This window comes from Mesorhizobium sp. M0833, from assembly GCF_040319905.1.
Taxonomy (GTDB): Bacteria; Pseudomonadota; Alphaproteobacteria; order Rhizobiales; family Rhizobiaceae; genus Mesorhizobium.
In genome coordinates, this window is sequence record NZ_JAMYOQ010000012.1 from 145,389 (window position 1) to 164,415 (window position 19,027).

Sequence of the window (19,027 nt, forward strand, 5' to 3'; positions counted from 1 at the left end):
GTGTCCAATCTTGTGCGAAACCGGAGATCTCGAATGAAACCTCGGTCCGCAATTGTTGCAACGGCCTTTGCCCTTGCCTTGGTTGCCGGTGTCAATGAAGCAAGAGCTGGGGAACGCGCATGTCGCAGTCCCGACTCCGTCGACACCATAGACGAGATGTTCTCCGCAATCTTCGCCTGTTGGAAGCCGCCGCCCGGAACCGCGGGCATGACCCTGACGCTGCAGTTCTCAATTCGCCGAAACGGCACGCTTATTGGCAAGCCGCGCGCCACTTTCTCCCATCTAGGGGACGATGGTCCGCTCAACCGGGCCTTTGTGGCTTCCGTCCTCGAGGCGCTCGACAAGGCTCTTCCACTGCCCGTTTCCGACAGTATGGGTGGAGCAATCGCAGGACGTACGCTGTTCCCTCGCTTCACCGCGGTCAGTGAGGGTGCATCATAGGCGCACGCGCAATGTGTATTAAACCGGCGGGTTATGCGGCTGGAATAGTCTGCCGCGCTCGGCCAGCAGGATCATCAGCAGCGCCGCCACCGACACGCTGCAGAACCCGGCGGCCAGCGGCGTCACCGTGCCGTTGAAGGCTTGGCCGATTAGCGTGCCGAGAATGCCGCCAAGAAATGTCTGCATGAACCCAAGGATCGACGACGCAGTGCCGGCCAGGTGCCCCAGCGGCTCCATAGCGAGCGCGTTGAAGTTCGCGCCGAGCGCGCCGAACGGGACCATGGCGCAGGCAAAGAAGGCAATGAAGAGCCATAGCGGCATCTTCATTTCGATGGAAACGACCAGCCAGGCAAGGCTGATTGCCAGAAACAGCAGCAGCGCGCTTTGCGACAGGCGGCGCATGCCGATACGGCCGACGAGGTGCGAATTGAGGTAGTTCGAAAACGCAAGCACGCCGGCAACCCCCGCGAAGATGACCGGGAACATCTCACCGACATTGAACACGCTGACATAGATCTGCTGGGCCGAGGCGATGAAGCCGAACATGGCGCCGAAGATGAAGGTGCTGGCGAAGGCGTAGCAGAGCGCGATGCGGTTGGTGAGAACGATGCGGAAGCCGCCGATGATGGAGGACAGCGTCAGCGGCCGGCGATATTCGGGATGTAATGTCTCGGGCAGGCGCAGCAGCGACCAGGCGGACACGATCAGCGCGCCGGCTGCCATGGTGACGAAGATCACATGCCAGGTCGCAAACAGCATGATGAACTGGCCGATACCGGGCGCGACCACCGGAATGGCCATGAACACCATGAAGATCAAGGACATGACTTCGGCCATGCGCCTTCCGTCGAACGTATCGCGCACGATCGAGACGGCAATGACGCGCGTCGCCGCCGCGCCGATGCCTTGCACGGCCCGGCATAGCAGAAGCGTGGCGAATGACGGGGCGATTGCCGCAGCGCCGGCCGCGACGACGTAGATCACCAGCCCTGCGACAAGAGGCGCGCGGCGCCCGAAACGGTCCGAGATCGGCCCGAAGAACAGCTGTCCGCCCCCAAAGCCAAGGATATAGGCGGTGACCACATATTGCCGGTGGTTTTCATTTTCGACGCCAAGCGAAGCGCCGATCTGCTGCAGCGCCGGCAAAATAATGTCGATGGCCAGCGAATTGAGCGCCATCAGCGCCGCGCACAGCGCAATGAATTCCCAGCGCGGAATGGGCAAGGTGCTTGCCTTTTGCTGCGCTTGTGCTTGCTGATCCACGGCCAGTCCGATCCTCAACGAAAATGCGCCGGCTGGCCGACGCATCCATTCGTTGATTGCCCCGATGTCGGGCAGAACTTTTTGCCAAGGTGGGGGCTGCCCCGGCGCTTATCGCTTGACCCCCGAAAATCGCAGTCGGAAGGTCATACGCAGAAACAGAAGTCAGGCGGCGCCTTTGACGCTGACGCCTTTTTCGACGAGGAAGGTCTGCAATTCGCCCGCCTGGAACATCTCGCGGATGATGTCGCAGCCGCCGACGAACTCGCCCTTGACGTAGAGCTGCGGGATGGTTGGCCAGTTGGAGTAGTCCTTGATGCCTTGCCGCAGTTCGGCCGACGTCAGCACGTCGACGCCCTTATAGTCGGCGCCGATATAGTCGAGGATCTGCACGACCTGGCCGGAAAATCCGCATTGCGGAAAGCCGGGGGTGCCCTTCATGAAGAGAACGACGTCGTTGCCCTTCACCTCATTGTCAATGTAATCGTTGATGCCGCTCATGGAATACCCTTTCATGCCTGTGGGAGTCAGGCTCGAACATTACCCTTCAAATAAACCCATGGGTTGCGCGAAACAAGATGTTTGCCGCCTTGCCATGCAAATGGCGCAAAGGAAGGTCTGATCTTGGGCCAAGCCGTTGGCCACCATTTGTCCCGAGGCGTGATGAAAAGACGGTATCTCGCCGGGGTCGTCCTCGCCGTTCTGTTCGCCGCACTGTCCTTGATCTGGTGGGCCAAGTCGCCGAGGCAGCCACCTCTCGTCGTCGGCGGTGGATTACCGGCGCCGTGCCGCGACGCGAGCTTCGAGGCGGTCGCCTATGTCGTCTGCGAAATCGATCTGCGCCGCTATGACATCGGTGTGTTCCACGCAGGCATTGACGGCAAGGCTTTCGGTTCACTGGACAAATTCGACAAGGCGATGGCGGATCAGGGCCGGCCGGTGCTGCTCGCCATGAACGCCGGCATGTATCACCAAGACCTGACTCCGGTCGGCCTTCTCGTCGAGGACGGCCGGGAGAAGGCGCCGATCAACCTCGCCGACAGCGAAGGCAATTTCTTCCTGAAACCGAACGGCGTCTTCCTGGTCCGGAAGGATGGCAAGGCGGCGGTCATCGAGACAAGCGCCTATGTTGCGACCAGACTGGACGTGATGTTTGCCACGCAATCCGGCCCGATGCTGGTGATCGACGGCCGGCTTCATCCCCGCTTCGAGCAAAACGGCACATCGCGCTATATCCGCAATGGCGTCGGCGTGCGTGACGAAAACACTGTCGTGCTGGCGATCTCGCGCTCTGAGGTCAGCCTCGGCAGCTTCGCCCGACTGTTTCGAGACGCGCTCGATTGTCCCAGCGCGCTTTTCTTCGACGGGGCCGTTTCGGCGCTGTCGAACGGCGAGCGGATGATTGTGGGTGGAAACTATCCAGCCGGGCCGATCATCGCCGTGACCGGTAAGAAGCTTGCGAGCCGGTAACTGCAAGAGAGCTCAGTCCGGCACGCTGGTCTGCAGGGCAAGCGCGTGCAGCACGCCGCCCATGTTGCCCTTCAGCGCGTCATAGACCATCTGGTGCTGCTGGACGCGGCTTTTCCCGCGAAAGCTTTCGGCCACAACCTCAGCCGCATAATGGTCGCCGTCGCCGGCCAGGTCGCGAATGGTCACCTTGGCGTCCGGAATGCCTTCCTTGATCAGCCGTTCGATGTCGTGGGCGTCCATTGCCATATGAGGATTCCTTGTTCAGGTCGTGATCTCATAGATATGGTCGAAAAGGCGGATGAACCACACCGAAACGGCCCCGCTTGATCACATCACGGGTCCACGACCTCATTTGCCATGAAGCGAGGGAACCAGGATTCGTGGGCGGCGGTCAATTCGCTGACCGGTATCGCACGCGCCTCGCCCAGCTTCAATTCGCTGCCGCCGGTCGAGCCGATCCACGGTGCAAAAATGCCGAGTTTGCTTTGTTGTTCGCGAATGGCGTCCCATTCCTCGCTCTGCGGATCGATCGACAGCGTCAGCAGGTAGCGGCCCTGATCCTCGCCGAACCAGACGGGGATCGGATCCGTACCGATCAGGCCGGGAATGGTCGCGCCGATGCTGGAGGCCATCGCCATCTCGGCCAGCGCCACCGCGATGCCGCCGTCGGAAACGTCATGCGCCGCGGTAACGACACCGGAGCCGATCAGCGCCCGCACATGGTCGCCGACCCGCTTCTCGTGATCGAGATCGACCGGCGGCGGCGGGCCGTCGGCGCGGCCATGGATGTCGCGCATATAGGCGGACTGGCCAAGATGCGTGCCCCACATGGTCGGCGCGCCGACCAGCACGATCATCTGGCCTTCGGCGGCAAAGCCGATCCGCACCATTTTCGACCAGTCGGCAATCAGCCCGACGCCGCCGATGGTTGGTGTCGGCAGGATGCCTTGGCCGTTGGTCTCATTGTAGAGAGAGACGTTGCCGGAGACGATCGGAAAGCCAAGCGCCCGGCAGGCATCGCCGATGCCTTTCACGGCACCAACCAGCTGGCCCATGATCTCCGGCCGTTCCGGATTGCCGAAATTGAGGTTGTCGGTGGCCGCGAGCGGCAGAGCGCCGGTGGCGGTAAGATTGCGCCAGCATTCGGCAACGGCCTGTTTGCCGCCCTCGTAAGGGTCCGCCTCGCAATAGCGCGGCGTCACGTCGGAGGAGAAGGCGAGCGCTTTGGTCGGGTGGCCATCGACGCGCACCACACCGGCGTCGCCGCCGGGAAGCTGCAGGGAATTGCCCTGGATCAGCGTGTCGTACTGCTCCCACACCCAGCGGCGCGAGGAAAGGTCCGGTCCCCCCAGCAGCTTGAGCAGTGCGTCGGCCACATCGGCTTGAGGTGCATCGCCGGCCAGCGGCGCCGGCTTCTTCGGTTCGACCCAGGGACGGTCATATTCCGGCGCCTGGTCGCCGAGATCCTTGATCGGCAGGTTGGCAACCTCGTCGCCCTGGTGCAGCACGCGGAAGCGCAGATCGTCGGTGGTCTTGCCGACGATGGCAAAGTCTAGGCCCCATTTGTGGAAGATCGCCTCGGCCTGTTTTTCCTTTTCGGGGCGCAGCACCATCAGCATGCGCTCCTGGCTCTCCGAAAGCATCATCTCATAGGCGCTCATGCGCTCTTCACGCACCGGCACCTTGTCGAGATCGAGCTCGATGCCGAGGTCGCCCTTGGCGCCCATCTCGACCGCCGAGCAGGTGAGGCCGGCCGCACCCATATCCTGGATGGCGATAACGGCGCCGGACGCCATTAGTTCGAGGCAGGCTTCGAGCAGGCATTTTTCGGTGAACGGATCGCCAACCTGCACGGTGGGGCGCTTCTCGTCGATCTTGTCGTCGAACTCAGCCGAGGCCATTGTGGCGCCGCCGACGCCGTCGCGGCCGGTCTTGGCGCCGAGATAGACCACCGGTAGGCCGACGCCCTTGGCCTCGGACAGAAAGATTGCGTCTGTCTTCGCGAGGCCCGCGGCAAACGCATTGACCAGGATATTGCCATTGTAGCGGGCGTCGAAATTGACCTCGCCGCCGACCGTCGGCACGCCGAAGGAATTGCCATAGCCGCCGACGCCGGAAACGACGCCGGCAACGAGGTGCCTTGTCTTGGGATGATCCGGCGCGCCGAAGCGCAGCGCGTTCATCGCCGCGATCGGTCGCGCGCCCATGGTGAAGACATCGCGCAGGATGCCGCCGACGCCGGTCGCAGCGCCCTGATAAGGCTCGATATAGGAGGGGTGGTTATGGCTCTCCATCTTGAAGACGACGCAGGCGCCGTCGCCGATGTCGACCACACCGGCATTCTCACCCGGGCCCTGGATGACTTGCGGCCCGGTGGTCGGCAGCGTGCGCAGCCACTTCTTCGAGGATTTGTAGGAACAATGCTCGTTCCACATCGCCGAAAAAATACCAAGTTCGGTAAAGCTCGGTTCGCGCCCGACCAGGTCGAGGATGCGCTGGTACTCGTCGGGCTTCAGCCCGTGCGCGGCAATGAGTTCAGGAGTAATCGGCACGGAATTGGAAATGGTCATGATCGGCAATTGTGTCCTTGAGATCGAGTCCCGTCTTATCGCAAGCTTTGCAGCCGATACACCCCGTCGGATGACTAAAACGATGGAAAGCAACAGCTGACGGCAAGTAGCGAAAGATCGCCACTCGACCCGCCGGTTTCAAGCCGGTTCAGGAAAAGCTGTCGTAGCCGGCGCGGCCCTCGTCCAGAAGCCGCCGGATCACCGCGACGCCGTGCGCGATATCGTCCCGCTGTCGCGGCTGCGAGATGCCAAACCGCACGCCATGAAAGGCCTGTTCGGAACGCCCTGCCTTGAACTCATCCTCGTCGTCGATGAGCACGCCATGTTCGAGGCAAGCCTGTTTGAAGGTGCCGGACAGCCACGGGTCGGGCAAAGTGAGCCAGACGAACGGCACATTGTCCAGCGCCTTGAAGTCGAAGCCGTCGAGTGTCTCGCGCACGATCGCGATGCGCGCACCGATCTCGGCAATGCTGCGCTTGCGCATCTCGGCGGCCTGACCGGACAGCACCAGCCGGCTGCCCACCTCCGCCAGCAGAAAGGGCAGGCCGCCCGTCATCATCTTATGGGCGACCCGGATGCGGTGACGGTAGGCCGGCGGGCAAGCGAGCCAACCGCCGCGAACACCCGCCGCGACCGATTTCGACAGGCCGCCGGCAACGATGGTCCGTTCGGGAGCATATTCGGCCATTAAAGGCGTTGGGTCATCGGTCAGTCCACCATAGAGATCGTCCTCGATCAGGACGACGTTATATTGACGGGCGACATGCGCGATTGCTTCGCGGCGCGATGCCGACAGCGTTGTCAGCGTCGGGTTCTTCGCCGTCGGCATCAAAAAAATCATCTTCGGATGCTTTTGTGCGCAGACGCGCTCGAAATCCTGGGGATCTATGCCCTCGTCGTCAGCCGCCACCAGCGCGGTCCGGCGACCGATCAGGCCGGCACTGCGGGAGATCTGCGAATAGGTGAGGTGCTCGAAGACGACATAGTCGCCGGGGGCGGTGAGTCCCGCAATGGTTGCCATCACCGCGGCGTGGGTGCCGAGCGTGGGAACGATTGCATCCGCCGCCGGGCGATAGGAATTGCGCGACAACCAGCGCCTCCCCGCTTCCAACCAGCGGTCCGGGAAATCACGAGTATAGCTTGAAATCTCATGCGGATGGTCTTGCGCCGTGCGTGTCAACACGTCGGCGACGATGGCACCCTGGCCGACATCCGGTGCGGCCGTGCTATCGAAGCGCAGCTTGTCGCCGGGCGCATCCATATAGCGTGTGCCTTGTTCGACCGGCCCCAGGAAATCCGGCTTTGCGCTCTCCGACTGTTGAGCGATAACATAGGTTCCGCGGCCGACCTCGCCGCTGACCAGTCCCCGCTCGCGCAGCAATTGATAGGCCCTGCCGACCGTGCCGACGGTCGTGCCGATGTCGTATGCCAGATCGCGCTGCGGCGGCAGCTTTGCCCCTGCACCGATCAGGCCGCGGTCGATGTCCGTCTCGATGGAATCGGCAAGCCGCTGATAGAGCGGGCCGGTGCGGGCGGTCAGGTCCGGAAGCCAAGTTGTCATGGTGACAATTTTTTACATTGCACCGAAATGGGAGTCAATACATATGAAGCGGGCCGCACGAAAGGCACAATTGCAATCTTGGCAGAAAGACAATGGGTACAATAGAGACAATCCGCTACGCGGCAGTTGAATTGACCGGAAGCCGCTCGTCGGGCCGGAGATCCTATGTTCGCCGGATCGTGCAAGTGGTCACGTCATTCGTCCGATGGATCGATGGTCTGCTGGAGCGCCGGCGCAGTCGGCTGGTCCTGCTCGAGATGACCGACGATCAGCTCAAGGACATCGGTATCTCGCGCTGCGATGCCCATCGTGAAGGTCTAAGGCCGTTCTGGGACTGATGCGTTCGAGCGCTTCAGCGGACGCTCGCCGTCCTGAGCCGCGCGACGCCGCGGTCCACAAGCACCGCCACAATACGCCACAATACATAGCACGAGAAAAAGCCCCGTGATGGCCACGGCCGAGACGGCGACGCTGGTCGCGCCGTTCTTGGCGACGTTGAGGAACGGGTAGGGCACTTCGCCCGATATTGGCGCCCGCGCCAGTACATAGGCCAGATACGCGATCGGATAGATCATCCACCAGGAGATGTCACGCCACCGCGTCGAGCCGTCGGCGCCCGCCACAAGCCACCACAGCACGAACAACACCGGCGTCACATAGTGCAAGAGCACATCGCAGAGCAGGAACAGCCCTCGCGGCTGCCAAAGCTGCGCCAAGACCGTTGCATAAACGATGAGAACCAGCGTTATGGCGACGGCTACGCCCGCCCGCATCCGTGGGGCGGCAAAAGCCGGAAACCAGGCATAACCCGTTGACGACAGCAACGAGGCATGGACGAGCACCGCGCCGATATTGGTCAGGATGGTGAAGAAGCTGAAATAGAAGACCAGCGAGCCGACAAAGCCGCGGCCGGCTTCCATTGATGCCGGGACGGTGATGCAGAGCTGCAGGACGAGCCCGGCCAGGCCGACGACCAGACCGGTGATCTGCAGCAAGCGACCCATTGGGCTAGGCAGCAGCGCCACAGGCCGGATTGCCCGTCTGCCAGCGGGCAATGTCCGAGCCGATGCGGGCGCCGAGCGGTTCCGCCATCAATGGGCCGAATACGTCGACGCGGCTCGAATTGCCTTGCGCCTGCACGACCAGCAACGGCTTTCCGCCATAGTGTTTGGCCGGCACCAGCAGGAAGCGCGGTGTGCCGCTGAACGAATTCAGTTCGTTGGCCATCTGATAGGATTTGAACGCAGGGTCCTTGCTGGCGATCCAGCATTTGTGGGCAGCTATTGCCACCTGCTCCATGGCAAGCAGTGACGCGCTCTTGCCCGCCGGCGCTGGCGTGCTCTTCGGGCCTGACTGGCAGGAGGCGAGTACAAGACCGGCGGAAGCGGCGAGGGCGAGGCGGGCTAGTGTCGATCGCATGGTCAAGCGGCGCCCATCTCGAGTTCGGACAGAAAGATCTTCAGACCGTCCGTCATCTCACCCCAGACGCGCGACAGCGCCGGATGCTGCAAGGCGATTTGCTCATAGGCATCGAATTTCGGATAGGCATCAAGCAGGTCGGGGCGGCCGATCGTCGCCCTAAAATTGTTGAAGACGAAGCGGGTCGGCGTCAGCCACGCATCGGCGAAGGAGATGTCGTCGCCGAGCGCGAACGGGCCATGCGCCATGCGGGCCTCGATTGCTGCAAGCCCGTGATGCAATCGGGCGAACTGTGCCTTGATCTCGGCCTCGTTGCGCTGCGGCACGAAATAGAGCTCAAACAGCTTCATGGTGGGGGCGAGCACGTCAAGGTCGGTGATGCGAGCGAACATGCGCACCAGTGCCCGGTCCTTCGAATCCTTGGGCAGCAGCGCTGGCTCGGGAAAGCGCTCCTCCAGATATTCGGCAATCACCACCGATTCGACGATCGTTTCGCCCGAGCCGGTGATCAGCACCGGAATCCGGTTCAGCGGCGAGATGGCACGAAATGCCTCGGGGATGGGAAACCCAGGCGGCGGTGCAATGACCTTGAGCGGCACGTTCTTGATGTAGGCCAGCGCCCGCACGATCGACGAATAGGGCGACAACGGCCGCGAATACAGTTTCATGACCGTCGCTCCAGGAGGAAAATTGAAGGCTTCAAGCGGCGATGCCCAAGGCGCTTTCGAACAGCGCCCGGCCGTCGCTGCCGCCATGCGCCGCTTCGATCAGGTTCTCGGGATGCGGCATCAGGCCGAGCACGTTGCCCCGCCCGTTGACGATGCCGGCAATGTCGTTGATCGAGCCGTTGGGATTGGTGCCTTCGGCATAGCGGAACACCACCTGGCCTTCGCCTTCGAGGCGGGCCAAAGTTTCGGCGTCGGCAAAATAATTGCCGTCATGGTGCGCCACCGGCGCACGGATGATCTGGCCCGGCTGGTAGCGGCGGGTGAACATCGTGTTGGCATTGGCGATCTGCAGCTTCACCTGGCGGCAGACGAATTTCAGCGAGGTGTTGCGCATCAATGCGCCCGGCAGCAGGCCGGCCTCGACCAGGATCTGGAAGCCATTGCAGACGCCGATGACCGTGACGCCCTTGGCCGCCTTTTCGGCGACAGCCCGCATTACCGGCATGCGCGCGGCAATGGCGCCGCAGCGCAGATAATCGCCAAAGGAAAAGCCGCCGGGAATGGCGATCAGGTCGACATCGGGAATTTCGGTGTCCGTCTGCCAGACGGTGACCGGCGGCGTGCCGGAAATCTTGGTCAGCGCCGCGATCATGTCGCGGTCGCGATTGAGGCCGGGGAGCAGGACGACGGCTGATTTCACCTCAGGCGATCTCCACCGCGTAATTCTCGATCACCGTATTCGCCAGAAGCTTGTCGCACATGGCTTTCAGATCGGCCTCAGCCTTGGCCCTGTCGCCCTCGGCAAGCTCGACATCGAAAACCTTGCCTTGCCGCACCTGGCCGATGCCGCCGAAACCCATTGCGGACAGCGCATGCTCGATTGCCTTGCCTTGTGGGTCTAGCACGCCGTTCTTGAGAGTTACGGTAATGCGGGCCTTGATCACGCTGGACATGCTCCTGTTCATCTGTTGAGCTGGCAAGCTGTCAGTGCGGCTTGCCTTTGACACCGTCGGTCGATGCGACCAGCACCGGCCCGGCCGGACGCGGCGGTTCGTTCTCGTTCATGATGCCGAGGCGGCGGGCAACTTCCTGATAGGCTTCGACCAGCCCGCCCATGTCGCGGCGGAAGCGGTCCTTGTCGAGCTTGTCCTGGGTCGCCACGTCCCACAGCCGGCAGGAATCCGGCGAGATCTCGTCGGCGACGACGATGCGCATCATATCGCCTTCGAACAGGCGGCCGCATTCGATTTTGAAATCGACGAGCTGAATGCCGACGCCCATGAACAGTCCGGAAAGGAAGTCGTTGACGCGAATGGCCAGCGCCATGACATCGTCGATCTCCTGCGGGCTCGCCCAGCCGAAGGCGGTGATGTGCTCTTCCGAGACCATCGGATCGTCGAGCGCATCGGCCTTGTAATAGAATTCGATGATCGAGCGCGGCAGCACGGTGCCTTCCTCGATGCCGAGACGCTTGGCCAGCGAGCCGGCGGCGACGTTGCGCACCACCACTTCGAGTGGGATGATCTCGACTTCCTTGATCAGCTGCTCGCGCATGTTGAGCCGGCGGATGAAGTGGGTCGGAATGCCCATCCGGTTGAGATGATTGAAGATGTGCTCGGAAATGCGGTTGTTGAGCACGCCTTTGCCATCGACGATTTCATGCTTCTTCTTGTTGAAAGCGGTAGCGTCGTCCTTGAAGAACTGGATCAGCGTGCCAGGCTCCGGTCCCTCATAAAGGATCTTGGCCTTGCCTTCATAAATGCGGCGGCGATTTTTCATCTGATTTTTCTCTGGATTTGCGGGCAGGCGGCAAGCGACCAGTTCCTGTCCGTCTGCCTAAAATAAGATGGCGACGGTGGGGTTCAATGCCGGTGTCTATCCCAATCGCACTGTTTGCTCAATCGGCAAATCCTTTCAATCAACCGCTTTCGGGGACCGAAATGCCGCAGCGCAGCAAGCAATGTAGCATATTGACCGGCCGGCGCCCTTTTGGTTTGTGCTCCGGCAACACATATTGGCACGACGAATCGGATTTCACGGAGGGATGCCATGAGCAGCATGAAAGACCGCGAAGAGGGCTTTGAGCGCAAATTCGCATTCGACGAGGAACTTCGGTTCAAGGCAGCGGCACGCCGCAACAGAGCGCTCGGCCTGTGGGCTGCCGAAAAGCTCGGCAAGTCAGGCACCGATGCCGACGCTTATGCCAGGGAAGTGGTCGTCAGCGACATTGAGGAAGCCGGCGATCACGACGTTTTCCGCAAGATACGCAAGGATTTCGATGCGGCCGGCATTGAGCAGTCGGACCATCAGATCCGCCGCACCATGGATGAATTGATGGCGCAGGCGATCGAGCAGATCAAGAACACCTGATCCTTTTCGATACCGATCGAATGCTGGACCAATCGACCGCCCGGCCCAACCGGGCGGTTTTTCTTTGCCTTTGCGGTCATTTCCGGCTGAATTGTTGCAACCAAAGAGGAAATCGCCAATGTCCCTGAAGTCACGCCTTGCGGCCGACGAGACACTGTTCACCGCATGGTCAGGCGTGCCGGATGCTTTGACGGTCGAGATACTGGCCAGACAAGGATTCGACGCGGTTACGCTCGACATGCAGCATGGTGGCCATCACGAGGACAGCGTGCTGCGCGGGCTTGTGCCGGTGCTGGCCGCCAACAAGCCGGCTTTGGTGCGCATCCCGGTCGGCCGCTTCGACATGGCCAGCCGCGCGCTCGACTTCGGCGCCGAGGCTGTGATTGCGCCGATGGTGAATTCAGTGGCGGACGCAAGGCTGTTTGCCGCCGCCATGAAATACCCGCCGCTCGGCGAGCGCTCCTGGGGCCCCACCTATGCCTTTCCGCGCCATGGCAAGGGCGATCATGCCGACTGGCTGCGCGACAGCAACCAGCGCACCATGGCGTTCGCCATGGTCGAAACGCGCGCCGCGCTTGCTGCACTCGACGGCATTCTCGACACGCCGGGTATCGACGGCATCTTCCTCGGCCCGTCGGATTTCTCGATCGCCTGGTCGAAGGGGACCACCGTCAGTTCGACGCTGGGGAGCATGATGGAGACCGTCGCCTCGATCGCCGAGCGCACCCGCAAGGCCGGCAAGCATGCGGCGATCTATGTGATGGAACCGGCCATTGCCGGTCGTGTGGTGTCGATGGGTTACCGGCTGCTGGCGATGGGTTCGGAGCATTCGCTGATTTCGCTTGGGGCAAAGACCCTGCTGAGCAGCGTCAGGGATTCGATCGCTTCCTAGAGATCCGTCAGGAATTTCGCGAAGGTCATCGAACCTTCGGGCCAGGGGCCGAAGCCGGAATCCGCGTTGAGATGACCGGCATCGCCGGCGTCGATGAACAGCGAGCCCCAGGCCGCGGCAATGTCCTCGGCGACGCCAAAGGCGCAGAACGGGTCGTTGCGGCTGGCGATCACCACCGACGGAAATGGCAGAGGATCGCGCGGATAGGGACCGAAGGTCATCAGGTGCCTCGGCTTTATCTTTGGATTGGCGACATCGGGCGGCGCCACGAAGAAAGCGCCGGCGACCGGTCGCTCGAACCGAGACAATGCCTGAATGACCGCGGCGACGCCAAGCGAGTGAGCGACAATGACGACCGGCCGCTCGGCCTCGTTAACCGCCTTGGCGACACCGGCCGTCCAATCCTCGCGCACCGGCTTCGACCATTCCGTCTGTTCGACGCGGCGCGCTGTCGATAGTTTCGCCTGCCAGCGGCTCTGCCAATGATCGGGGCCGGAATTGGTGTAGCCCGGCACGATGAGAATATCTGCTTCCCTGACTTTCATGGCGCGCATGTAGCGAGAGGCGCTGTCGGGTGCAACCGGGTATAAACTCAACAGCGACATGCAAACGCACCTCTCATGAGCCCGGTCTGCTCGCTATTGTGAACACCTTGTTCGCTTCTTGCGCTCTTGTGTGAACGATAGCGATCGACAATCTGTCGCCAGGAAAGAATGGCTGTTCCGAGATTTTGGCACGGACACGGCGTAGAATGATTGATGGCGCCGGGTTCCTCCGTTGGAAGCTTGTCGAGCGCCGGCTGAACGGAGCACTTTGATGAGCGAACTGCCTTATGCCGCAACGACCCCGGTCAGCGTTGCCCGCGTCGGCCTGCGGGCGCGCGATGCAGAAAATCTCGCTGCCTACTATCGCAAAGTCGTCGGTTTGCAGGAACTGAGCCGCGCCGGCGGCACGATTACGCTCGGCGCAGTCAATCGCCCTTTGCTCGACATCGAAGCGGATCCGGCTGCGAAACCCGATGACCCGCGCACCGCCGGTCTTTTCCACACCGCCTTCCTGCTCCCTAGCCGGGTCGATCTCGGCCGCTGGATCAACCACGCCATCGCCGGCAAGATTGGCATCGAGGGCGCGTCCGATCATCTGGTCAGCGAGGCGCTTTATCTTACCGACCCGGAAGGCAACGGCATCGAGATCTATGCCGACCGCCGCCCCCAGGATTGGAAATGGAATGGCGACAAGATCGCGATGGCGACGGAGCGGCTGAACATTCCGTCGGTCATTGCCGAAGTGCCGGCCGGTGATGTCGGCTGGCAGGGCGCGCCGGAAAACAGCATTATCGGCCACGTCCATCTGCGGGTCGGCCGACCGGAAGAAGCCGAAGCATGGTGGCATCAGGAGTTCGGTTTCGACACCGTGGCAAAATACGGTGGCGCGGCGGTGTTCCTGTCGTCCGGCGGCTATCATCACCACATTGGCGCAAATGCGTGGCAGAGCGCGGGTGCCGGCCGCCGCGATCCCGCCCGCTCCGGCTTGGCCTGGGTCGAGATGCGTTCGGACAATGTGGCTGATGCAACGACCCGCGAGGATCCGTGGGGCACGGTGATCAGGACCGTTCCCGGCAAGGCGTAGTTCGGTTAGAGTTTCGCCTTTTCAAGCAAGCGGCCAAGCATCAGCAGGCCCGCCGGCCACAGGCCGAGGCCGGCCTCGTTTCCCATATGGCCGAGATCGCCGGCATCGGCGATATCCGCGCCCCAGGCTGCGGCAAAAGCGCTCGCCTTGTCGAAAGTGACGCGCGGGTCGCTGCGGCTCGCCACCACCAATGCCGGGAAGGGCAGGCGCTTCAGCGGCATCGGCGCGAACGGGCGCACCGCGTCGAATGAGGGATCGGTATCCTCGACATTGGTCGCGGCAACCAGGAATGCCGCCGCGACCTTGTCGAGTTGGCTTTGACTGGCACTAGCAGCCCACTTCACCGCCGTCGCCACCGCCAGCGAATGCGCAAGTAGCACGACGCGGCGCGGTGCGGCGGCCACCGCCGCATCCACCTGGCCGATCCAGTCCCCGGGCTTAGGCCGGTCCCACTCGGCCTGCAGCACGCGGCTCGAATTGGGGAACACCCGGCACCAATGCGACATCCAATGATCCGGCCCGGAGTTGCCGCGCCCGGGCAGGGCAAGGAAATCGAAATCTCCGGCCGACGAAATCATCAGGCCTCTCCGAACACTCGGCTGAAGATCGTATCGACGTGCTTGGTATGATAGCCCAAGTCGAATTTCTCGCGGATCTCGGCCTCGGGCAGGGCAGCGACAACGTCCTTGTCGGCCAAAAGTTCCTCAAGAAAATCAGCGCCTTGCTCCCACACCTTCATCGCGTTGCGCTGCACCAGCCGGTAGGCGTCCTCGCGCGAAACGCCAGCTTGCGTCAGCGCCAGCAGCACGCGCTGCGAATGCACAAGGCCACGGAATTTGTTCATGTTCTTCAGCATGTTGTCGGGGTAGACGAGCAGTTTGTCGACAACGCTGGTCAGCCGTGAGAGCGCGAAATCGAGCGTCACCGTCGCGTCGGGCCCGATCATGCGCTCGACCGAGGAATGCGAGATGTCGCGCTCGTGCCACAGCGCCACATTCTCCATTGCCGGCAATGCGAACGAGCGCACCATGCGGGCAAGGCCGGTTAGATTCTCGGTCAGCACCGGGTTGCGCTTGTGCGGCATCGCCGACGAACCCTTCTGGCCGGGTGAAAAGTACTCTTCTGCTTCGAGTACCTCCGTGCGCTGCAGATGGCGCACCTCGATCGCCAGCCGCTCGATCGACGAGGCGATCACGCCGAGCGTGGCGAAGAACATCGCGTGGCGGTCGCGCGGGATCACCTGCGTCGACACCGGCTCCGGCTTCAGTCCGAGTTTCTTGGCCACGTATTCTTCGACATATGGGTCGATATTGGCAAAGGTGCCGACCGCACCGGATATGGCGCAGGTGGCGATGTCCTCGCGCGCGTGCACCAGCCTCTCGCGGCAACGCGAGAATTCGGCATAGGCCTGCGCCAGCTTGACGCCGAAGGTGGTCGGCTCGGCATGGATGCCGTGGCTGCGGCCGATGGTAATCGTATCCTTGTGCTCGAAGGCGCGGCGCTTGAGCGCCGCAAGCAGCCCGTCAATATCGGCCAGGAGGATATCGCTGGCCCTGGTGAGTTGCACGGCGAAACAGGTGTCGAGAACGTCGGAGGATGTCATGCCCTGGTGGATGAAGCGGGCATCCGGGCCGACGAATTCGGCAAGATGGGTGAGGAAGGCGATGACGTCATGCTTGGTGACGCGCTCGATCTCGTCGATGGCTTCGACATCGAATTTCGCCGCCCCGCCTTTCTCCCAGATGGTCTTAGCGGCCTCCTTCGGGATGACGCCGAGCTCGGCCAATGCGTCGCAGGCGTAGGCCTCGATCTCGAACCAGATGCGGAACCGGGTTTCGGGCGACCAGATGGCCACCATTTCCGGCCGGGAGTAGCGAGGGATCATCAGTCGGTCCTGACTTGCGAGAGCATTTGCCCGCGTCCTAACAGAGGCAGGCAAAATGCTCAACGTTGCTGGCGCGCAAACCAGACACTGGCGACAGCGAGCGCAATGAAACCGAGCGGAAAATACAGCCGGATGCCAAGGACGACGAACTGGTAGAGTGCCGTCAACATCGTGAACACGAACTGGAAAACCCAGGTGATGGTGAACGCGGGCGCATGCCATTGGACATAGTAGGAGCGGTATTGCAGCCCAAAGAGGCCGCCGGTGAAGACAATCGTCGCTGCGAGAAGGCAGACGAAGGCGGCGGCGAGGGCGATCTCCCAGTGGCGTCCGAGCGAGACGAGCCGCGCCAGGAACAGCCCAATCGGGAAAGCGAGCGCACCGCCGGCTGCATAAAGCAGCGAGACGAAGCGGATCTTTGCCGGGGTCTCCCAATTGTACTGCAGCAAATTGAGCAGCGCGCTGGCGCCCATCGCCATGGCCCACAGCAAGGCACCGGCAAATGCCGTGCGCAGCGACGGCAGAGCGCGGCGGAGACGATACAGGGCGCGATAGCGCATGGCGGGGAACGTCACAGGCGACCGGTTACCGCGATCCAGCGATAGTCCGGCCCCTCGAACCCGTATTGGCGCACTGCGATCAGCACGGCATAGGCGCTGAGGCTATCCAGTGAAAATGTCTGAACCGCGCCGATCTGGTAGCCATTCGGACAGCCTCTGCTTTGCGGGATCGATTTGTCCTCGTGAATAATGCTCGTCTGACCGCCGTCCTTCGCATCGATGCGCAGCAGGCGAAAGCCATTGATCTCGCCCTGGCTCTGGCAGCGCTCGGTGTCATTCATGCCGATCTGGTCGAGCCGGAACTCGAGCGGCTCGTCGACCGGCGAAAAGATCGGGCGCGGATTGACCACCATGCGGAAGGGATCGGCGGAAAGCTCGGTCACGGGGTTGAAGCCGGCGGTGATGCCGCGATTTGCCTTCAGTTCCGCTTGACTGACGATCGCTTCGCCCTTTTGCCGGGCCTGCAGCCGCGCCGCGTCCACCGCGGCATTCTCGTCGTCGAGCCGGACACGGATCGGCGAGCCCTTCAGGAAACTGTCGTCGGCCGTGTCGATATAATAGCGGTTTGCATAGGGAAATCCCGATCCGTCCTGGACGCCGTATTGCTCGAAGGCAAAGACCCCGCCATCGCGGCTGAAGCCGAGGATCTCAAGCTCGGCGACATCGCCTGCGTGGGCGGCGGCCAAAGTTGCAAGCTGGGCAAGCAGGCAGACGGCAAACAGAGCAAGATTTCGCATGGGGAATTCCATTCAGGCGGTGGACGTCGTTAAATTCCTATCACGATGCCGTCAAAAGATCGTGCTGACTGAAACACAAAGTCGATGCATCCAATCCGGCTGTCGTTTGTTATTGTCGGCAGCTTCACCGCATCGTGCCTTCCGAAAATCAGGATCGATTTCGGAAGGTACGGCACATTGAGTCAAAATGTTTAGAGCGTCCTTTGCGCGTTCAAAAGCGCGCGGCGCTATAAGGGAGACCCCCATGACAGATGCAGCCAAGATTCGCGAACGTATGGAAGTGATCGGCGCCGACGGGGTCCATGTCGGTACTGTCGACAAGGTTGACGGAGATCGCATCAAGCTGACCAAGCGCGACAGCGGTGAGGGCGCTCACAGGGGTCATCACCACTTCATTCCTCTCAGCCTTGTCGCCGAGATCGAGGGCCAAAAGGTGCGGCTGTCGGCAAACTCCGACGTTGCGGTCACGTTCGAGGAAGAAAAATCCGACCCCACTTGATCATAAGTCCAGTCCGGTTACGGCAAATCCGAATAAGCGGCGCGGTCAGCGCGACGACCAGACCGGGAACAGATCGCCCTCGGCCGGCTTCGCGGCAAAGACGCCGCGGCTGATGGCGCGCGCCATCGTGGCGCCGGCCGCGGCGTAGAGATCGATCGCATCGTTGGGCCTGAGCTCGATGCCGCTCTTGCCTGTTGCCAGCGCGAAGACCAGATCGCCGTCTGCGGGCGTGTGCGTCGGCCAAATGGCCCGGACAAAGCCGTCATGCGCTGATATCGCCAGGCGTTTGGCGGCGGCCTTCGTGAGTACCGCGTCGGTGGCGATCACGGCGATGGTCGTATTGGCGCCGGTTTCCGCCTGCTCTGCGGCATGCTTGTCACGGAACTTCAGCAGGATCTTTCTGGCATCGTCAGGCATTGGGTGGGGAAAGCCTAAGCCGCCGAACTCGTCGCCGATCTCGAACGGCGCCGCCCAGAAATGGCGGGTCCCGGCGACCGTCACCGAGCCCGTCGGGTTGACGGCGGCGAGCGCGCCGATGGTGACGCCGCTGTCCAGCACTGTCGAGGCCGAGCCGAGCCCGCCCTTCAGGCCGGAGCTCAAAGCCCCACTACCAGCGCCGGCAGTGCCGAGCGCAAAGTCGATCGCGGCGGCTTGCGCGGCTTCGTAGCCAAGGTCGCGGTAAGGCGGATACCGGCCCCAATCCTTGTCACCGCCATTGCGCAGGTCGAACAGGATCGCCGCCGGCACGATCGGCACCCGAAAGCCGCCGACCTCGACGCCGATGCCTCTTTCGCGCAAGGCCGCCTGCACCCCCGACGCGGCGTCAAGGCCAAAAGCCGAGCCGCCCGAAAGCACCACGGCATGGATGGCGTGGATCGAATTGTGCGGCTCGAGCAGGTCGGTTTCGCGGGTGCCTGGCGCACCGCCCAGGATTTGCACGCCGGCCACGGCCGGTTCGTCGCAGATGACGGTGGTCACACCGGATTTCAGCTTCGCATTCGCCGCATTGCCGACACGCAGGCCGGCGACGTCGGTGATGAGATTGCGCGGACCCGTACGGAACATC

General features: G+C 62.3%; 24 protein-coding genes. 7 read left to right on the forward strand and 17 right to left on the reverse strand.

What is annotated here, in order from left to right:
- Nucleotides 1-33: 33 nt before the first annotated feature.
- Nucleotides 34-441 (forward strand): UCP034077 family protein, encoded by a 408-nt coding sequence (locus tag NKH98_RS16220; RefSeq protein WP_254817643.1) that lies wholly within the window; start codon nucleotides 34-36, stop codon nucleotides 439-441.
- Between the two features lie 18 nt (nucleotides 442-459).
- On the opposite strand, the gene NKH98_RS16225 is transcribed toward NKH98_RS16220, so the two are convergent.
- On the reverse strand, nucleotides 460-1,659 hold the full coding sequence (locus NKH98_RS16225) for a multidrug effflux MFS transporter (RefSeq protein WP_352899816.1): 1,200 nt from the start codon (nucleotides 1,657-1,659) through the stop codon (nucleotides 460-462).
- Nucleotides 1,660-1,866: 207 nt separating this feature from the next.
- Nucleotides 1,867-2,202, reverse strand: a complete 336-nt coding sequence (gene grxD / locus NKH98_RS16230; RefSeq protein ID WP_023674712.1) for a Grx4 family monothiol glutaredoxin — start codon at nucleotides 2,200-2,202, stop codon at nucleotides 1,867-1,869.
- A gap of 162 nt (nucleotides 2,203-2,364) precedes the next feature.
- Here grxD and NKH98_RS16235 point away from each other — a divergent pair, with 162 nt between their 5' ends.
- A complete protein-coding gene (locus NKH98_RS16235; RefSeq protein WP_352477360.1) occupies nucleotides 2,365-3,171 on the forward strand; it encodes a phosphodiester glycosidase family protein in 807 nt (268 codons plus the stop codon).
- A gap of 12 nt (nucleotides 3,172-3,183) precedes the next feature.
- Here NKH98_RS16235 and NKH98_RS16240 read toward each other — a convergent pair whose 3' ends face one another.
- The 3 genes from NKH98_RS16240 to NKH98_RS16250 all read right to left on the reverse strand — a co-directional run bounded on the left by NKH98_RS16240 (nucleotide 3,184) and on the right by NKH98_RS16250 (nucleotide 7,302).
- Nucleotides 3,184-3,417, reverse strand: a complete 234-nt coding sequence (locus NKH98_RS16240) for a BolA/IbaG family iron-sulfur metabolism protein (protein ID WP_023674714.1) — start codon at nucleotides 3,415-3,417, stop codon at nucleotides 3,184-3,186.
- Between the two features lie 86 nt (nucleotides 3,418-3,503).
- The gene (purL, locus tag NKH98_RS16245) at nucleotides 3,504-5,741 is read right to left on the reverse strand and encodes a phosphoribosylformylglycinamidine synthase subunit PurL (RefSeq protein WP_352804903.1); all 2,238 of its coding nucleotides are present in this window, start codon (nucleotides 5,739-5,741) and stop codon (nucleotides 3,504-3,506) included.
- 148 nt (nucleotides 5,742-5,889) lie between these two features.
- The gene (locus tag NKH98_RS16250; RefSeq protein ID WP_352506428.1) at nucleotides 5,890-7,302 is read right to left on the reverse strand and encodes an aminotransferase-like domain-containing protein; all 1,413 of its coding nucleotides are present in this window, start codon (nucleotides 7,300-7,302) and stop codon (nucleotides 5,890-5,892) included.
- Between the two features lie 92 nt (nucleotides 7,303-7,394).
- Between NKH98_RS16250 and NKH98_RS16255 the strand changes: the two genes are divergently transcribed.
- Nucleotides 7,395-7,640, forward strand: coding sequence for a DUF1127 domain-containing protein (locus NKH98_RS16255; protein ID WP_352738039.1), 246 nt, complete (start codon nucleotides 7,395-7,397; stop codon nucleotides 7,638-7,640).
- Here NKH98_RS16255 and NKH98_RS16260 read toward each other — a convergent pair.
- Genes NKH98_RS16260 through purC form a run of 6 tightly spaced genes read right to left on the reverse strand, consistent with a single transcriptional unit; the run spans nucleotide 7,620 to nucleotide 11,168 of the window.
- Nucleotides 7,620-8,306: a Pr6Pr family membrane protein gene (locus tag NKH98_RS16260; RefSeq protein WP_502894264.1), complete on the reverse strand. Its 687-nt coding sequence runs from the start codon at nucleotides 8,304-8,306 to the stop codon at nucleotides 7,620-7,622. The two genes, NKH98_RS16255 and NKH98_RS16260, sit on opposite strands and share 21 nt — an antisense overlap.
- A 4-nt stretch (nucleotides 8,307-8,310) precedes the next feature.
- Nucleotides 8,311-8,721: a hypothetical protein gene (locus NKH98_RS16265; RefSeq protein WP_352896679.1), complete on the reverse strand. Its 411-nt coding sequence runs from the start codon at nucleotides 8,719-8,721 to the stop codon at nucleotides 8,311-8,313.
- Nucleotides 8,722-8,723: 2 nt separating this feature from the next.
- On the reverse strand, nucleotides 8,724-9,389 hold the full coding sequence (locus tag NKH98_RS16270; protein ID WP_352477367.1) for a glutathione S-transferase family protein: 666 nt from the start codon (nucleotides 9,387-9,389) through the stop codon (nucleotides 8,724-8,726).
- Nucleotides 9,390-9,420: 31 nt separating this feature from the next.
- Nucleotides 9,421-10,089: a phosphoribosylformylglycinamidine synthase subunit PurQ gene (gene purQ / locus NKH98_RS16275; RefSeq protein ID WP_023674723.1), complete on the reverse strand. Its 669-nt coding sequence runs from the start codon at nucleotides 10,087-10,089 to the stop codon at nucleotides 9,421-9,423.
- A 1-nt stretch (nucleotide 10,090) separates the two neighbouring features.
- Nucleotides 10,091-10,333 carry a phosphoribosylformylglycinamidine synthase subunit PurS gene (gene purS, locus NKH98_RS16280; RefSeq protein WP_254817733.1) on the reverse strand — a complete coding sequence of 81 codons (243 nt, stop codon included), beginning with the start codon at nucleotides 10,331-10,333 and terminating at the stop codon, nucleotides 10,091-10,093.
- Between the two features lie 40 nt (nucleotides 10,334-10,373).
- Entirely contained in the window at nucleotides 10,374-11,168 is a 795-nt protein-coding gene (gene purC / locus NKH98_RS16285; RefSeq protein WP_023674725.1) for a phosphoribosylaminoimidazolesuccinocarboxamide synthase, read from the reverse strand.
- A gap of 270 nt (nucleotides 11,169-11,438) precedes the next feature.
- Here purC and NKH98_RS16290 point away from each other — a divergent pair, with 270 nt between their 5' ends.
- Both NKH98_RS16290 and NKH98_RS16295 read left to right on the forward strand, forming a co-directional pair.
- On the forward strand, nucleotides 11,439-11,759 hold the full coding sequence (locus NKH98_RS16290; protein ID WP_352506423.1) for a DUF1476 domain-containing protein: 321 nt from the start codon (nucleotides 11,439-11,441) through the stop codon (nucleotides 11,757-11,759).
- A 118-nt stretch (nucleotides 11,760-11,877) separates the two neighbouring features.
- On the forward strand, nucleotides 11,878-12,651 hold the full coding sequence (locus NKH98_RS16295) for an HpcH/HpaI aldolase family protein (RefSeq protein ID WP_352899755.1): 774 nt from the start codon (nucleotides 11,878-11,880) through the stop codon (nucleotides 12,649-12,651).
- Here the strand turns inward: NKH98_RS16295 and NKH98_RS16300 are convergent.
- On the reverse strand, nucleotides 12,648-13,196 hold the full coding sequence (locus NKH98_RS16300) for an RBBP9/YdeN family alpha/beta hydrolase (RefSeq protein ID WP_352649238.1): 549 nt from the start codon (nucleotides 13,194-13,196) through the stop codon (nucleotides 12,648-12,650). The genes NKH98_RS16295 and NKH98_RS16300 overlap by 4 nt on opposite strands.
- Nucleotides 13,197-13,467: 271 nt before the next feature.
- On the opposite strand from NKH98_RS16300, the gene NKH98_RS16305 reads away from it, so the two are divergent.
- Nucleotides 13,468-14,280 (forward strand): VOC family protein, encoded by an 813-nt coding sequence (locus NKH98_RS16305; RefSeq protein WP_352899758.1) that lies wholly within the window; start codon nucleotides 13,468-13,470, stop codon nucleotides 14,278-14,280.
- Nucleotides 14,281-14,285: 5 nt separating this feature from the next.
- Here NKH98_RS16305 and NKH98_RS16310 read toward each other — a convergent pair whose 3' ends face one another.
- From NKH98_RS16310 to NKH98_RS16325, 4 genes are read right to left on the reverse strand one after another with little or no spacing between them, the layout of a single operon-like run.
- Complete coding sequence (locus tag NKH98_RS16310) at nucleotides 14,286-14,858, reverse strand: RBBP9/YdeN family alpha/beta hydrolase (protein ID WP_352899761.1); 573 nt, start codon at nucleotides 14,856-14,858, stop codon at nucleotides 14,286-14,288.
- On the reverse strand, nucleotides 14,858-16,165 hold the full coding sequence (purB, locus tag NKH98_RS16315) for an adenylosuccinate lyase (RefSeq protein ID WP_352477371.1): 1,308 nt from the start codon (nucleotides 16,163-16,165) through the stop codon (nucleotides 14,858-14,860). The genes NKH98_RS16310 and purB overlap by 1 nt, the downstream gene beginning before the upstream one ends.
- Before the next feature lie 59 nt (nucleotides 16,166-16,224).
- Complete coding sequence (locus tag NKH98_RS16320) at nucleotides 16,225-16,725, reverse strand: hypothetical protein (protein ID WP_352477372.1); 501 nt, start codon at nucleotides 16,723-16,725, stop codon at nucleotides 16,225-16,227.
- Between the two features lie 11 nt (nucleotides 16,726-16,736).
- On the reverse strand, nucleotides 16,737-17,462 hold the full coding sequence (locus NKH98_RS16325; RefSeq protein WP_352899763.1) for a DUF2259 domain-containing protein: 726 nt from the start codon (nucleotides 17,460-17,462) through the stop codon (nucleotides 16,737-16,739).
- A 244-nt stretch (nucleotides 17,463-17,706) separates the two neighbouring features.
- Here NKH98_RS16325 and NKH98_RS16330 point away from each other — a divergent pair, with 244 nt between their 5' ends.
- Entirely contained in the window at nucleotides 17,707-17,961 is a 255-nt protein-coding gene (locus NKH98_RS16330; RefSeq protein ID WP_352899765.1) for a DUF2171 domain-containing protein, read from the forward strand.
- Between the two features lie 45 nt (nucleotides 17,962-18,006).
- On the opposite strand, the gene NKH98_RS16335 is transcribed toward NKH98_RS16330, so the two are convergent.
- Nucleotides 18,007-19,026, reverse strand: a complete 1,020-nt coding sequence (locus NKH98_RS16335; RefSeq protein WP_352899821.1) for a P1 family peptidase — start codon at nucleotides 19,024-19,026, stop codon at nucleotides 18,007-18,009.
- Nucleotide 19,027: the final 1 nt, after the last annotated feature.

Coding starts and splice junctions, on each gene's coding strand:
- NKH98_RS16320 (WP_352477372.1), bottom strand. CDS start 16,725: ATGCGCTATCGCGCCCTGTATCGTCTCCGCCGCGCTCTGCCGTCGCTG.
- NKH98_RS16250 (WP_352506428.1), bottom strand. CDS start 7,302: ATGACAACTTGGCTTCCGGACCTGACCGCCCGCACCGGCCCGCTCTAT.
- NKH98_RS16305 (WP_352899758.1), top strand. CDS start 13,468: ATGAGCGAACTGCCTTATGCCGCAACGACCCCGGTCAGCGTTGCCCGC.
- purL (WP_352804903.1), bottom strand. CDS start 5,741: ATGACCATTTCCAATTCCGTGCCGATTACTCCTGAACTCATTGCCGCG.
- NKH98_RS16310 (WP_352899761.1), bottom strand. CDS start 14,858: ATGATTTCGTCGGCCGGAGATTTCGATTTCCTTGCCCTGCCCGGGCGC.
- NKH98_RS16295 (WP_352899755.1), top strand. CDS start 11,878: ATGTCCCTGAAGTCACGCCTTGCGGCCGACGAGACACTGTTCACCGCA.
- NKH98_RS16290 (WP_352506423.1), top strand. CDS start 11,439: ATGAGCAGCATGAAAGACCGCGAAGAGGGCTTTGAGCGCAAATTCGCA.
- NKH98_RS16260 (WP_502894264.1), bottom strand. CDS start 8,306: ATGGGTCGCTTGCTGCAGATCACCGGTCTGGTCGTCGGCCTGGCCGGG.
- NKH98_RS16255 (WP_352738039.1), top strand. CDS start 7,395: ATGGGTACAATAGAGACAATCCGCTACGCGGCAGTTGAATTGACCGGA.
- grxD (WP_023674712.1), bottom strand. CDS start 2,202: ATGAGCGGCATCAACGATTACATTGACAATGAGGTGAAGGGCAACGAC.
- NKH98_RS16235 (WP_352477360.1), top strand. CDS start 2,365: ATGAAAAGACGGTATCTCGCCGGGGTCGTCCTCGCCGTTCTGTTCGCC.
- NKH98_RS16265 (WP_352896679.1), bottom strand. CDS start 8,721: ATGCGATCGACACTAGCCCGCCTCGCCCTCGCCGCTTCCGCCGGTCTT.
- NKH98_RS16325 (WP_352899763.1), bottom strand. CDS start 17,462: ATGCGAAATCTTGCTCTGTTTGCCGTCTGCCTGCTTGCCCAGCTTGCA.
- NKH98_RS16300 (WP_352649238.1), bottom strand. CDS start 13,196: ATGAAAGTCAGGGAAGCAGATATTCTCATCGTGCCGGGCTACACCAAT.
- NKH98_RS16330 (WP_352899765.1), top strand. CDS start 17,707: ATGACAGATGCAGCCAAGATTCGCGAACGTATGGAAGTGATCGGCGCC.
- NKH98_RS16335 (WP_352899821.1), bottom strand. CDS start 19,026: ATGTTCCGTACGGGTCCGCGCAATCTCATCACCGACGTCGCCGGCCTG.
- NKH98_RS16240 (WP_023674714.1), bottom strand. CDS start 3,417: ATGGCAATGGACGCCCACGACATCGAACGGCTGATCAAGGAAGGCATT.
- purC (WP_023674725.1), bottom strand. CDS start 11,168: ATGAAAAATCGCCGCCGCATTTATGAAGGCAAGGCCAAGATCCTTTAT.
- NKH98_RS16270 (WP_352477367.1), bottom strand. CDS start 9,389: ATGAAACTGTATTCGCGGCCGTTGTCGCCCTATTCGTCGATCGTGCGG.
- NKH98_RS16220 (WP_254817643.1), top strand. CDS start 34: ATGAAACCTCGGTCCGCAATTGTTGCAACGGCCTTTGCCCTTGCCTTG.
- purB (WP_352477371.1), bottom strand. CDS start 16,165: ATGATCCCTCGCTACTCCCGGCCGGAAATGGTGGCCATCTGGTCGCCC.